Annotated in this window: 12 protein-coding genes; 11 read left to right on the top strand and 1 reads right to left on the bottom strand. The window is 34.9% G+C overall.

The features are described 5' to 3' along the window. The first annotated feature begins 23 nt into the window (after positions 1–23). Positions 24–812, top strand: coding sequence for an ion transporter (locus BUB12_RS07175; protein WP_072889523.1), 789 nt, complete (start codon positions 24–26; stop codon positions 810–812). 33 nt (positions 813–845) lie between these two features. Here the strand turns inward: BUB12_RS07175 and BUB12_RS07170 are convergent, their stop codons facing one another. Beyond that, the gene (locus tag BUB12_RS07170; protein WP_072889521.1) at positions 846–1865 is read right to left on the bottom strand and encodes an LLM class flavin-dependent oxidoreductase; all 1020 of its coding nucleotides are present in this window, start codon (positions 1863–1865) and stop codon (positions 846–848) included. Positions 1866–2252: 387 nt separating this feature from the next. Here BUB12_RS07170 and rlmN point away from each other — a divergent pair, with 387 nt between their 5' ends. From rlmN to cuyB, 10 genes are all read left to right on the top strand, one after another. After that, entirely contained in the window at positions 2253–3320 is a 1068-nt protein-coding gene (gene rlmN / locus BUB12_RS07165) for a dual-specificity RNA methyltransferase RlmN (protein ID WP_072889519.1), read from the top strand. A 324-nt stretch (positions 3321–3644) separates the two neighbouring features. Beyond that, the gene (locus BUB12_RS07160; protein WP_072889517.1) at positions 3645–4184 is read left to right on the top strand and encodes an RNA polymerase sigma factor; all 540 of its coding nucleotides are present in this window, start codon (positions 3645–3647) and stop codon (positions 4182–4184) included. Next, positions 4177–4944, top strand: coding sequence for a hypothetical protein (locus BUB12_RS07155; protein ID WP_072889515.1), 768 nt, complete (start codon positions 4177–4179; stop codon positions 4942–4944). The genes BUB12_RS07160 and BUB12_RS07155 overlap by 8 nt, the downstream gene beginning before the upstream one ends. A gap of 176 nt (positions 4945–5120) precedes the next feature. After that, the gene (gene asnB / locus BUB12_RS07150; RefSeq protein WP_072889513.1) at positions 5121–7010 is read left to right on the top strand and encodes an asparagine synthase (glutamine-hydrolyzing); all 1890 of its coding nucleotides are present in this window, start codon (positions 5121–5123) and stop codon (positions 7008–7010) included. 14 nt (positions 7011–7024) lie between these two features. Then, positions 7025–7678, top strand: coding sequence for a DUF421 domain-containing protein (locus BUB12_RS07145; RefSeq protein ID WP_072889511.1), 654 nt, complete (start codon positions 7025–7027; stop codon positions 7676–7678). Between the two features lie 220 nt (positions 7679–7898). Then, positions 7899–8438 carry an isochorismatase family protein gene (locus tag BUB12_RS07140; RefSeq protein WP_072889507.1) on the top strand — a complete coding sequence of 180 codons (540 nt, stop codon included), beginning with the start codon at positions 7899–7901 and terminating at the stop codon, positions 8436–8438. A gap of 158 nt (positions 8439–8596) precedes the next feature. Next, on the top strand, positions 8597–10648 hold the full coding sequence (locus tag BUB12_RS07135; RefSeq protein WP_072889505.1) for a catalase: 2052 nt from the start codon (positions 8597–8599) through the stop codon (positions 10646–10648). A gap of 215 nt (positions 10649–10863) precedes the next feature. After that, positions 10864–12063: a carboxylate--amine ligase gene (locus BUB12_RS07130; protein ID WP_072889503.1), complete on the top strand. Its 1200-nt coding sequence runs from the start codon at positions 10864–10866 to the stop codon at positions 12061–12063. Next, positions 12053–13546, top strand: a complete 1494-nt coding sequence (locus BUB12_RS07125; RefSeq protein ID WP_072889501.1) for a Mur ligase family protein — start codon at positions 12053–12055, stop codon at positions 13544–13546. The genes BUB12_RS07130 and BUB12_RS07125 overlap by 11 nt, the downstream gene beginning before the upstream one ends. 178 nt (positions 13547–13724) lie before the next feature. Next, positions 13725–14450: a cysteate racemase gene (gene cuyB / locus BUB12_RS07120; RefSeq protein WP_072889500.1), complete on the top strand. Its 726-nt coding sequence runs from the start codon at positions 13725–13727 to the stop codon at positions 14448–14450. Positions 14451–14459 lie beyond the last annotated feature (9 nt).

Raw genomic sequence — 14459 nt, 5'->3', positions numbered from 1 at the left:
ATAGGGAGGAGGAAGCGTAATAAATGACTAATTTTAGACAAAAATGTGCACGAATCTCCGAAAATCCTCTATTTACAAATATAATAATAGGATTAATTATAGTTAATGCTATTTTAGTAGGTTTGGAGACTTATTCTTTTTTTACTGATCGTTTTCATCAATGGTTTTTTATTGTAGATGCAGTCCTTTTGTGGATTTTTTCAATTGAAATTATCATTCGTTTAATAGGTAGTAGGTCTGTGGGTTCGTTCTTTAAAGATCCTTGGAATGTGTTTGATTTTGTCATTGTTGCAAGTGGACATTTATTGGTTGGAAGCCATTATGTGACAGTACTACGTATATTAAGGGTACTTCGTGTATTACGTGCAATTTCTATCATTCCATCATTGCGTAAAATGGTTAATGCCTTAATTAAAACCATCCCTTCTATGGGGACGATTATGCTATTACTTGGTCTGTTCTTTTATATTTATGGTGTTATAGGTACGATGATGTTCAAGGACGTTGCTCCGGAATACTTTGGAACATTACATGAGTCATTATTATCCCTATTCCAAGTGATTACATTAGAATCTTGGGCGAGTGGTGTAATGCGACCAATATTAGAACTTGAACCATCATCATGGTGGTATTTTGTGACGTTCATTTTGGTTGGATCATTTGTCATTGTTAACCTATTCGTTGGTGTTGTTGTGGGGAATGTGGAAGAAGCAAACAGAGAAGAGACACCTACACCTACCGATATAAAGCTAGAAGAAGTGCAGAAGGAATTACAGGAAATTAAGCAGTTGCTAAAAAAAGAAAATAAGTAAGCCGCGATTATAGCTGAATCGCGGCTTTTCCTTTTACTCACTCATAAGTTCTGAAACAATCTCATACGAACGAAGGCGATCTTTATGATGATAAATTTGTGAGCTAATTATTAACTCATCTGCACCAGTTTCTTTTATAAAGCTTTCTAACCCTTGTCTCACCGTATCTTTATCCCCAACAAGTGTGGATTTGGAATCCAGTGTTTTACCTACAGCTTCAATTTCAAGAGGGGAATATAGCTCCTCTAAATTATCGACTGGTGGCTTCAATTGTGTTGGGTTTCCTCTTCGTAAGCTTAAGAATTGTTGTTGCTGAGAAGTAGCAATTCGTTTTGCTTCTTCTGTAGTGTCTGCAGCAATAACATTTACTCCAAGCATGACATAAGGTTTTTCAAGTACTTCAGAGGCTTGGAAATTATCTCGATATAAGCTGAGCGCATGGAATAAATGATCAGGTGCGAAGTGACTAGCAAATGAAAATGGAAGCCCCTTTTGTGCAGCTAGTTGTGCACTGAATCCACTTGAACCTAAAAGCCAAATTGGAATGTTTAATCCTTGACCTGGAACAGCCTTTACTCTCGATACAGGTTCATCTGAGAAGTAATCTTGAAGCTCGTTCACTTGCATAGGAAAATCTTCTACACTCATGTTTAATGTCCTTCTAAGTGCGAAGGCAGTTGCTTGATCACTTCCAGGCGCACGCCCCAATCCTAAGTCAATACGTCCCGGATATAGTGATTCAAGTGTACCAAATTGCTCTGCAATTACTAACGTCGCGTGGTTTGGTAACATAACTCCTCCAGCACCGACTCTCATATGCTTCGTTTTTCCTGCAATATGTCCAATTAATACACTTGTTGCAGAACTTGCAATCCCTGGCATATTATGGTGTTCGGCTAGCCAGTAACGGTTAAAGCCCCAGTTTTCTACATGTTGAGCGAGATCCACACTGTTATTGAATGACTCACTCGCATTACTACCTTCATTTATCGGAGCAAGGTCTAATACAGATAACGGAATATGATTGAATTTCTTTGCATGACTCGTAATCATGTCATCAACTCCTAACATTTACTTATTAAGAAATGATACGTGTTTTGTAAGGAAAGTTCCAACTTAGTGCTTGAATAATGTATTTGGGGTCTTTGCTTATCAGGACATATAATCAGTTATTTCTCCCAGTTTAAGATACTTTCTTAATTTCACGGACATGTAATCAGTTATTTGATAAAAAACACAATAAAATTCTCTATAATAATTCCTATAACGGAATGGATGTCCAAAAACCTCCGTCAACCTCCTTTTTCTACAAAATAACGGAACAAATGTCCATGGCGACACAGGATTGCATATCCCTTCCCCACAAATATCCATTTGCATTGGCTTCTTTTTTTCAGTAGTATAGATAGGTAGTATATCGATTTGAAACGAGGGTAAAACATGGAGAAGAAATCCATTTACGGATTAACATATGAGCAATTGACAGACTGGCTTATAGAAAATGGTCAAAAACGCTTTCGGGCAGACCAGGTGTGGGATTGGTTATATAAAAAGCGAATTCACTCATTTTCTGATATGAGAAATGTTAACAAAGAAACAATCGCTCTTCTAGAAGAACATTTTGTTGTTGAGACGTTAGAAGAAGAGATTAAACAAGAATCAAAGGACGGCACAATTAAATTCTTGTTTAAATTAGCCGATGGAAATTTAATTGAGACCGTATTAATGAGGTTTCCTTATGGATTATCCGTTTGTGTAACAACACAGGTAGGTTGTAATATTGGCTGTACATTCTGCGCTAGTGGTCTATTACGAAAAAGCCGTGACTTAAATAGTGGTGAGATTGTAGAGCAGATCATGAAGGTACAAAAGCATCTTGATCAGCAAGGAAAAGATGAGCGTGTTAGCCATATTGTCGTGATGGGAATTGGTGAACCGTTTGATAACTTCACGAATCTCGTTGACTTCATTAATGTTGTGAACGATGATAAAGGACTAAAAATTGGCCAGCGTCATATTACAGTTTCAACAAGTGGTTTGGCACATAAAATCTATGAGTTTGCAGATACTGGGCTACAAGTGAACCTAGCAATCTCATTGCATGCGCCAAATAATGAACTTAGAACGAGCATTATGAAAATCAACAAAGCCTTCCCTATTGAAAAGCTAATGAAAGCCGTTGATTATTATTTAGAGCAATCCAACCGACGCATTACGTATGAATATATCATGCTAAGGGATGTCAATGACCATAAGGAAGAAGCGTTGCAATTAGCGAAATTGTTACGAGATAAACGTCACTTATCTTATGTGAATTTAATTCCATATAATTCTGTAGAAGAGCATAACCAATACCAACGAAGCACAACAGAAGATATTCAAGCATTTTACGAAACATTAAAAAACCAAGGTATTAACTGTGGGGTTCGTTGGGAAAATGGTGCAGATATTGATGCAGCATGTGGTCAGTTAAGAAGTAAACAAATTAAAAAGAAAAATGTAGGTTAATTAGAAAACTTCCCGAATCTATTGGGAAGTTTTTTTACTCTTAAATTAAATTCTTCAAATCAATCCCCCCGATAATGGGAGAGTCCCTTCTTGTTTATACCACACTTTGATACCTCAGTACGAACTCGTTAAAGATAGACTTTCACAAAAAATCCCAAATAACCTTAAAAGAATTTCATTTAATGAAAACCAATTTAATATGTAATGGGTATATAGAATAGATAGCAAATATCCTTGCCGATTTTTAGATTAAAATACTATAAATTCGTGAAAACCTTATTGAATTTTACAGGGTATATATTATGAAGAAAAGGAGGTAAAGTATTGACATCACAGGATAAGAAACTCATCAAAAAGATAAAAAAAGGAAATCAACGTGCCTTTAAACAACTATATGAGATTCATTCAAATTATGCTCTACGCACTGCATATGCAATAACGAGAAACCAAAGTGATGCATCTGACATTGTCCAAGAAACTTTTATCAGAGTTTATAGGAATATTGATTCTTTTGATGTAAGTAAGCCATTCAAACCTTGGTTTTATCAGATTTTAATTAATGAATCAAAACGTTACCTGAAGAAAATGTCACAAGTAGAGATGAATGTTGAATTTGAGCATGTCTTAGATTACCTCTTTTATTTTTCCAATGAAGGTGACATGTCAATTCGAGAGGATATTGAATGGGGAATAGAGCAATTGGACGAAATCCATCGCCTCGTCATCACATTAAAATATCTGAATGGATTTTCCGTGAAAGAAATCGCAGAAATGTTAGAAGTAAATGTAAATACGATAAAATCTAGATTATTTAAAGGTCGTAAACAACTAAAATTAATTCTAGGGGGTACAAACAATGAGTAAGCCTGAATGGAATAAAAAAATTAAAAATCACCTTATTGACCAAACAGAGTCTATAACTGAACTAAAAGAGAGTACTTGGCAAAATATAGATAAGGAATTATTTCCCACGGTTAAAAAGAAAAAACGGAGACGGCGAACAAAACAGGTAATTGTATCCATCGCTGGAGCTGCAATGATTATGTTATTCATTATGTTTAGCTCAAATGAACAAGGATTAGCAATGATGCAAAGTATTAGAGAAATTTTTGTTGAAGAAAAGAAACAGATTGTGGAATTGGAGGGAAATAAGGAGGTAAGGGATGTTCATTTGAATAAAAATTATCAGCTTGAATATGTGTTGTATGTAGACGAATCGTATTATAAAGTTATTGAACAAGAAAACAGTGATTTGATTCTTCCTAAAATGGAATTTGAAGATATTGATGTTCCTGAAATATCTATGGAAATCATGCAACATACAGATATTTCCAAAGATGAGTTAATAGACGAAGTTATAACAGAAATTACTGACAGTGGCTTAACTATTAATCAAGAAGAGGAAGTTATGTATCCTCTAGAAAGTCTGGTAATTAAGGGAGTTGGTAATACTGAGGAATATGCTAACCCTGGAGATACACCTATCCACAGGTACTATATAAAAGATACGGGAAGTGGCCAGTTATTTTTAATTAAACAAGTTTACTTTTTAACGGCAGCCGAAGGGCATGGTGTTCGTCTTAACTCTATGTTAGAAACTTTTGAAGTTATATCTAATAATTGAAGCTAGTTGAGCTTCCTTCCAAAGGGAGCTCTTCTTTAATATAGAATTATTTTTTCAATAGAAGTCACCATATGGGGGGCATGCTTCATAAGTAATATGTAATAGGTCAATATTAGAAAAAAATAAATGGGGGCAATTAAGATGACCTTAAAATTGTTAAGTAAATGGTGTAGGTTATGTTTGGTTACGTAGGAATACTACCAAACGAGAGCTCAGAGAATACTTTAGATTATGGCTTTAGTGAGAATAAAAAAAGACCACCTATGCTGGAGGGGCTTAGTGTTCAAGATGAAACTAATTCTGCAATGTTCCAGTCAGATTTAAAGAGCAACAGCCAAATAATTCTTTTTGATCATGGCCGATATTTATTAATATTTAACGGTAATATTCTTAACAAGGAGTCTCTTATTAAAAAGTTAAAGAATAGAGGTTATTGTTTTAGGTCTAAATCTGATACAGAGGTAATCGCTTCTTTATTTCTTGAACAGGGATTAGACGCTTTTCTAGACTTAAGAGGAATGTTTACAATTGTAATTTGGGATTCAAAAACCAAAACAACGTACGGTGTGCGAGATCCATTTGGAATTAAACCAATTTACCTATTAGACAATGAAGAATCACTAGTATTTGCATCAGAAAAAAAGAAACTACTAACATTGGTAAATAGTCATACAGTTAATAAAGTAGCACTACAACAGTACTTTTCATTCCAATATGTTCCCCAACCAAGAGATATTGTTGAGGGAATTCAACAATTAGAACCTGGTCACTACTTCATCAAACCTACTAATAAACCTCTAAGAAAAATCCGATATTTTAATCCTACTTTCAATCCCGTTAAAAGTAATCAAAATTTAATCGTTAATCGTATTCAAGAAGTTTTAGTTGATTCAGTAAAACAACATATAATGAATGATGTAAAAGTAGGGGCATTCTTATCAGGTGGTATTGATTCAAGTTTTATTACTGCAATAGCAAAAGACTTTGTCCCAGATTTAACAACAATCTCGGTAGGTTTTGATATAGAAGGCTATTCTGAAATACCATTAGCTGAAAAGACTGCAGAAAGTATTGGTGTTGATCATCATTCCTATATTGTTACTCCTGAGGAATTTGTTGAAAGTCTCCCAAGAATAATTTGGCATTTAGAAGATCCTTTAGCCGATCCAGCTTGTATACCTCTTTATTTTGCATCTAAGGAAGCTAGTAAGTATATGAATGTAGTGCTATCTGGAGAAGGGGCAGATGAATTATTTGGAGGGTATAACATATACCGGGAATATCTCTCATTGAGGTATTTTAACTATATACCTTCTCTTTTATTAGATTTCATTAATCGCCTTGCCAAAATCATCCCAGAAGGCATAAAAGGAAAAAGTTTCTTAGAGCGTGGAACGACTCCTTTAGAAAACCGATATATCGGTAATGCTAAAATATTTGAAGAACAAGAAAAACAACTATTTCTTAAAAACTATGATTTACAGCATACGTACACGAATATTACGAAGGAGTTATTCAATCAAATTAAGGATTATCATCCATCTGAACAGATGCAATATATTGATATAAACACTTGGTTGTCTGGAGATATTCTTCTCAAGGCGAATAAGATGACAAATGCTCATTCACTAGAATTACGTTCTCCATTCTTAGATAAAGAAGTATTTCAAGTGGCAAGAAATATCTCTATAGATTGCAAATATCATAACAAGACAACAAAATATATTTTACGTAAAGCAGCAGAAGGGATAGTTCCGGATCATGTGATTCATCGTCCAAAGCTTGGTTTTCCAGTACCAATTAAACACTGGCTTCGAAATGAATTGTACGAGTGGGCCAAAACATTAATTGATGAGAGCAATGTAGATGAATTTATTAATAAGGAATATGTAAAAAGCTTATTAGCACAACATATCAATCTACGTGCAGATCATTCAAGGAAATTATGGACAGTTCTTATGTTTATGGTATGGCATCAGGTATTTGTAGAAGATAAGTGTCTAACTATTAATGAACCAATGCATAATAACGACTTAGGTCGAAAAACTATACTCAGAAACAGATAAAGGGAGTAGATGTTATGGATTGGAGTTTTATCTGGAAGGCAATTGTTGTGGTTGTTGCAGGTACCATATTATTACGAATGGCAGGACGGAAGTCTATTTCTCAAATGACATTACCACAAACCGTAATTATGATTGGAATTGGCTCTTTATTAATTCAACCAGTTGCTGGAGAGAACATTTGGAGAACTGTGGGTGCGGGTGCAGTTTTAATATTGACATTAATCGTCATAGAATACTCACAAATTAAGGGAAACTTTTTTGAAAAGTTTATCTCTGGGTCTTCAAAAGTACTCGTTGAAAATGGAAAAATAAATGAAACCAATTTGAAGAAGGTGCGATTAACGGTTGACCAATTAGAGGGTAATCTTAGGCAACAAAATGTTACAAATCTAAAAGATATTCAATATGCAACATTAGAACCAAATGGTCAACTAGGGTTTACTCTAAAACCAGAAGCTCAACCGGTAACAAAAAAAGAATTCAAACAACTTGTTGATCTACTCCAACAAACGATGATTCAATCCAATCCAAATATTAATATTCAGCAGTTGAGCGAACAAGTTCAAGACATTAAAAAACAGTTAGAGGAACAACAAGTGAATGATACAATTTTTACGGAGGTTGTGAATAAAGGGCATGATAAACAAGTGCCAAAACACCTTCAATAAAAGGCAAGGAGTTTTTGCTTGCCTTTTTTTGTGGTGCTAGAGAGCCTATAATATGACTCAAAAAGTGCTTTAGTAATACTCTAGATACTAAGCTTTCCCTTCAATATATTGATTATTTACTGAATTTTTTATATAGTATAGATAATATTCGATGGAGAGGGACGATTCCAATGATAACTAAATAATTTTCTCGCAAATTTTAATACAAAAGGGGATTATGATGAAAGCATTATTAGTAATCGATGTACAAAATGGAATTGTTAACTTTGGCAATTTTAATGAAGAACTAAACAAAATAGAAACGATAATTAAAGATTTTAAGAAAGAAAATTTACCAGTTATTTTCATGAAACATTTTGATCAAGTAGAAGGAAGTCCATTAAATAAAGATTCAGATGGTTTTAACTTACATCCTTCGTTAGAGGGATATGCAGAATATGTTATTGAAAAGGAAACACCGAGCTCTTTTTATAAAACAGAGTTAAATAGTCTACTAGAAAAACTAAATGTTGATCATCTGTTCATTGTCGGATTTAACACTGAGTTTTGCTGTATGTTTACAACCATTGCAGCATATGACAGGGGTTATCGAGTCACATTGATTGAGGATGCAACAGGTACTGTAAACAATGAAGATACGTATGAAATGAAAGGATTAGATATTAGAGACTTTGTTGGTACAGTTCTACATTGGTCTGAAGTAATTGAAGTATTAGATTTTGAAGAATACATTGATGAGTATCAAATTGAAAAAGGATAATTTAAGAGGGGCAGATGCTCCTCTTTTACTTTTGTCTATGGAATGTCTCGTGTTGAAAGTCTCATTCTCCAATGTTTTATAGTCTTAGTAATAATACATTACCAGTTTCTGGACAAACTAACCCAGAGTGTAGCGAAGTCTTGGAAAGGAGAATACATATGAAAGAAAATGAAAAAAGAATCAATGAAAGTAGCAAACATGAACAGCTTGACCATTATCGAGTAGACGACTCTGGGAAGGACTTGACGACAAACCAGGGTTTGAAAATGAGTGAAGATGAGTTTTCCTTAAAGGCAGGGGAACGTGGGCCGACCTTAATGGAGGATTTTCATTTTCGTGAAAAAATAACCCACTTTGATCATGAGCGAATCCCTGAACGTGTGGTGCATGCAAGGGGATACGGAGTTCATGGTGAGTTCGAGGTTTATGAATCAATGAAAAAATATACCAAAGCGAAATTTCTTTCGGAAGCAGGGAAGAAAACACCTGTGTTTGTAAGGTTCTCAACAGTAGTTGGTTTTCGTGGGTCGGCTGATACGGTTCGTGATGTTCGTGGATTCGCGACGAAATTCTATACCGAAGAAGGAAACTACGATCTAGTCGCTAATAACATGCCTGTATTCTTTATTCAGGATGGAATTAAATTTCCAGATATTGTTCATGCGATTAAGCCTGAACCACATAACGAAATGCCACAAGCATCTGGCGCGCATGATACATTTTGGGATTTTGTAGCAAACAACCAGGAGTCCGCTCATCAAGTGATGTGGCTAATGTCAGATCGAGCAATTCCTAGGAGTTATCGAATGATGCAAGGGTTTGGAATTCATGCTTTCCGTTTTGTAAATGAAGACGGGAAAGCCCACTTTGTTAAATTTCATTGGATACCGAAACTGGGTGTTCATTCTTTGGTTTGGGATGAAGCGCAGAAAATTGCGGGAAAAGACCCTGATTATAATCGCCGTGATCTTTATGATGCGATTGAAAAGGGAGATTATCCAGAGTATGAATTAGGTGTCCAGATTATTGAAGAAAAAGATGAACACAATTTTGACTTTGATATTTTAGATTCAACGAAAATATGGCCAGAGGAAGATGTACCTGTACAGATTATCGGGAAGATGACATTAAATCGTAATGTCGATAATGTGTTTGCAGAAACAGAGCAGGTGGCCTTTCATCCTGGACATGTTGTTCCAGGTATTGATTTTACCAATGATCCATTGCTTCAGGGTCGCTTATTTTCTTATACAGATACGCAATTAATTCGACTTGGAGGGCCGAACTTCCATGAGATTCCGATAAACCGACCAGTGTGTCCATTTACAAACAATCAACGCGATGGTTATCATAGGCAAACAATTAATCAAGGGAAAGTAGCTTACCATAACAATTCATTGGCTGCCAATACCCCAGCGACCGTCCCGAAAGAGCAAGGTGGTTTTGAGCATTATCAAGAGAAAGTGGAAGGGAGAAAGGTTCGGGCTAGGAGTGAGAGTTTCAAAGACCATTTTTCCCAAGCTAAATTATTTTGGAACAGTATGAGTGAACCTGAGAAGATGCATATTAAACAAGCATTTGCCTTTGAAGTCGGCAAGGTCAAAAATAAAGCAATTAGACAACAAGTGGTTGATATGTTTGCTAATGTTGACCTAGAATTAGCAACGGCATTTGCAAAAGATATTGGTGCCACCCCTCCAGCAAAAGGTGGTTCTTCTGTAACTAAAAGTTCTCCTGTATTAAGTCAGGAAAATACAATGAAAACAGCTGTTACTAGAAAAGTTGGCGTAATTTTAAATAATGGATTTAACGATATGGATGTAAAAACAATCTTTGATACTTTAAAAGAAGTTGGACTACACCTTGAAGTTATTAGTGAAAAACAAGGAGAAGTTACGGGTGAAAACGGAGTACAGATCATGGTAGATCATACATTCACAACTACAGATTCTGTAGTATATGACGCACTATATATTGTGGGTGGTAATGGAGAAAATAAAAAATTTCACATGGAAACAACGAAATTTTTACATGAAGCCTTTATGCACTACAAACCAATCGGTGCGACTCATGATGGGAAGAAGTGGTTAGTAGAAAATGAAATGGCAACTAGTAAAGGTGTTGTCGCAACAGACGACATTAATAAATTTGCTACATTATTTGTTGAAGCAATAGCTGCGCATCGTCATTGGGACAGAGAAATTATTTAGATGATGAATTTCCGTTATTAGCCAAAGGCAAGGGGCAGCTTATATGAACTTCAATAACTGAATCAATATATATAACAGTACGCAAAGCATACCAAAACATCGGTATGCTTTTTTACATAATGATTAAGTTTCTGTGTCACGCTTAATCATTATTGATGTACAAGGTTTGGGCAGGTATAATTAGAAAGATAGGCAATGGCCAAGGAGACGATGAAATGAAACATAAAGCAGTAATTTTAGGGAATAATTATTATATAGGATTAAGTACGATAAGATGTTTAGGAATAGAAGGAGTACATACGGTTGCGGTTGATTACTCAGAAGAAGATCGATATGGTGCTGCCTCTAAATACTGTTCAGAAAAAGTTATTGTGCCCCATTACAAAAAGGAGCCAAATGCATTTATTCAAGCATTAATTGAGTATGCAAAAAATCAAGAAGAAAAACCAGTATTAATACCATGTCATGACTCTTATCTAGAGGCAATTGATGCTCACTTAGATCAGTTAAAGGAATATTACTTATTGCCACAAACACAACAAGGGCTTGCAACACAGGTTATTAACAAAGATACCTTACATGCCTTAGCTTTAGAAAAAGGAATTAAAGTTCCTGAAAGTGTTTCTATTGATGATGAAAATTTACGTGAAATAGTTAACGAAAAAATACATTTTCCATGTTTAGTTAAACCTGTGGATTCACCTAGTTTTATGAGAGTTTTCCGTACTAAGATTTTTAAAGTTTATAATATGAATGAGCTTGATGAAGCGGTATTAAAAGCTAAAGAAGCGAACTTAGATGTTTTTATTCAAAGAATTATCCCAGGTTTTGATGACCACATGTATACATTCGATGCTTATTTGAATCAAGATTCCAAGGTTACTCATTGGACAACTGCTCAGAAATTACGTCAATATCCGATTAATTTTGGAGCGTCAGTCTATACGATTCAAAGATACGTGCCTGAATTGTATGAAGTTGGTTCGAAGTTTCTAGAAGCCATACAGTATAAAGGCTTTGGTGAGATTGAATTTAAGAAAGATGCTGAAACAGGAGATTTCTATTTAATTGAAATTAATGCGAGAATCACTAATTTTAACCACTTGCTTTATAAAGTTGGTTTGAATTTTCCATATATCACATATAGAGAGCTAATTGGGGATCCTTTACCACCAAAAGCTATAAAAGCAACGACAAATCGAGCATTTTGGTATGCATATGAGGATATACTTGCAGTTAAAGGATACTTAAAAACAAAACAACTTTCTTTTGGTCAAGTGTTTAAATCATTCTTTCGACCAAAGGCTTATGCAATATGGAGCTGGAAAGATCCAAAACCGTTATTAGTATTTTTAAAGTCAAGAATCGGAAAGCTATCCCGTTTTAAACAAGGAGGTAGGGATCATGCAAGTTAATGATTTAATTAAAGAAATCGATGTATTAAATAATATTAATGTAGAAGGTATGGGGATATCAGGAATATCTTATCATTCCGGAAAAGTGGAAAAAGGTCATTTGTTTGTTTGTGTTAAAGGTTACAAGACGGATGGACATAAATACCTAAAGGATGCAGTTACACGTGGTGCCGTTATAGCTGTTGTAGAAAAACTACAACAAGACGTAGATATTCCACAAATTATAGTGGAAAACAGTAGAATTGCTCTAGCTAGATTAGGAGCGGCTTTTTATGGTTATCCGTCAACAAAAATGAATATGATTGGTATAACCGCTACTAATGGAAAAACAACGACTTCTTATATGGCAAATGCAATTCTTGAAAATGAAGGAAAACGTACAGGTTTAATTGGTACTGTGACTATTAAGAATGGTGAAAAAGCAATACCTGCTGAGCTTACTACTCCTGAATCATTAGACTTGCAAAAATATCTTAGTGAAATGGTAGAAAATGATGTATCACATGTAACGATGGAAGTTTCTTCAGCGGCTTTAGAACTTCATCGGGTAGAGAAAGTTGATTATGATATTGTTACACTAAATAACATGAGTCGAGAACATATGGAAATGCACGGAACGTTTGAAAGTTATTATAAAGTAAAATCCAGCCTAATTCGCAATGCCTCAGAGAAAAGCGTTGCGATATTAAATCTTGATGATCAATATTCTGCATCACTTGTGAATGAAACAAAGGCTCAAGTAATTTCCTTTGGAATTGAAAATAAAAATGGGCATATTCATTGCAGAGATTTAGATTTAACAACGGGTAGAGGTAAATTCACTGTTGAAATACGAGAAGGTTTTACAGCTAATGGCATTGAGTATAAACCAGGTGAATTTAAAGTAGAATTGGCCGTACCTGGACTCCACTCCGTTTATAATGCGATGGTTGCTATTATCATTGGTTTACTTAGTGGTGTATCAATCAAAACAATTCAGAATACCCTGAAGGAATTTGCTGGAGTTCCTCGTAGATTTGAATTTATTTATGAGGATGAATTCAAAGTCGTTGATGACCATTTCGCAAACCCTGGAAATATAAATGTTACTCTCCAAACGTTAGATTTTATGAAATATAATAATCTACACTTAGTGTATGCGATTAGAGGACAACGTGGTGCAACAATTAACCGTGAGAATGCTGAAGTAGTGGTTGACTGGGCATCGAATTTAGGACTAAAAGAACTGATTGCAACTAGAAGTGTTTCCAATACGACATCAAAAGATGAAGTTACGGATGATGAAGTGCAAGCATTTTTAGATGTTATGTCTAAAGCGAATATAAAGGTTCGTTTATATGATGAGTTATCAGATGCAATTGAAGATGGAATCAACCAAGCTAAAAGAAATGATTTAGTTTTACTTGCTGGTTGTCAAGGAATGGATGATGGTCCAGAGATTGCATTAAAATTGTTGAAAAGAGAAAATGTAGAAGTAAGATAAAAAGTATTTGAATTTAAATGATTGGAGCAACTGCTCTCAGTGTTATATTAATGAATATGAATAGCTCTAGTGCCTAGCTCTCGTAGTCATAGTTTTCCCCTTCATAGTGTGATTAAGGTGCTTGTGCTTTTCTAATTTACTATTCTTATATTAGGTTGTTTTAAGCAGGTGGTTTAACATGAAAAAGAAAAAACTTGGTGTATTAGGTGGAATGGGACCAGCAGCCACTTCCTTATTTTTTGAACGAGTTATCGAAAATACAGTTGCTCATAAAGATCAGGATCATATTGATATGGTTATTCTTAACCATGCGACCATACCTGATCGAACCAAAGCAATACTTGAAAATAACAAAGCCCCATTCTTAGAAGCAGTAGCAACGGATATGAAACTGTTTGAACAAGCAGGTGTCGAAAATATTGCTATACCTTGTAATACATCGCATTATTTTTATGAGGAAATGCAGGCGATGACATCAATCCATATCATTCATATGATTGATGAAACCGTGAAACATATTCGAAGTACCTATGGTGAGAGTGCTAAAGTAGGGATATTAGCCACTGACGGAACGATAAATACAGGAATATATCAAAATGGATGTCATAAATATAATATTAATCCAGTTATTCCAGAAGTGCATGCGCAAGAAAAAGTGATGCAAACGATTTATGATTTTAAAGCGAATAAGCCAATTGACGTTAAGGGATTCGAAGGAATTATTAATGACTTATTATCTATACATCAATGTGACTGCGTCATTCTAGGCTGTACTGAACTATCTTGTATCGATATAGAAGAATCCTTACGTGCATTTTGTATAGACGCGATGCAGGTTTTAGTGAATGAATCGATTACACTATCTGGAAAAGATCTTAAACCACATTATAAATCTCCAATTTAAGTAAGGAGG

Source organism: Ornithinibacillus halophilus, assembly GCF_900129485.1.
Lineage (GTDB): Bacteria > Bacillota > Bacilli > Bacillales > Amphibacillaceae > Ornithinibacillus > Ornithinibacillus halophilus.
Note: the sequence above shows the minus strand (reverse complement) of the source record. Positions and strands in the feature narration are given on the sequence as shown.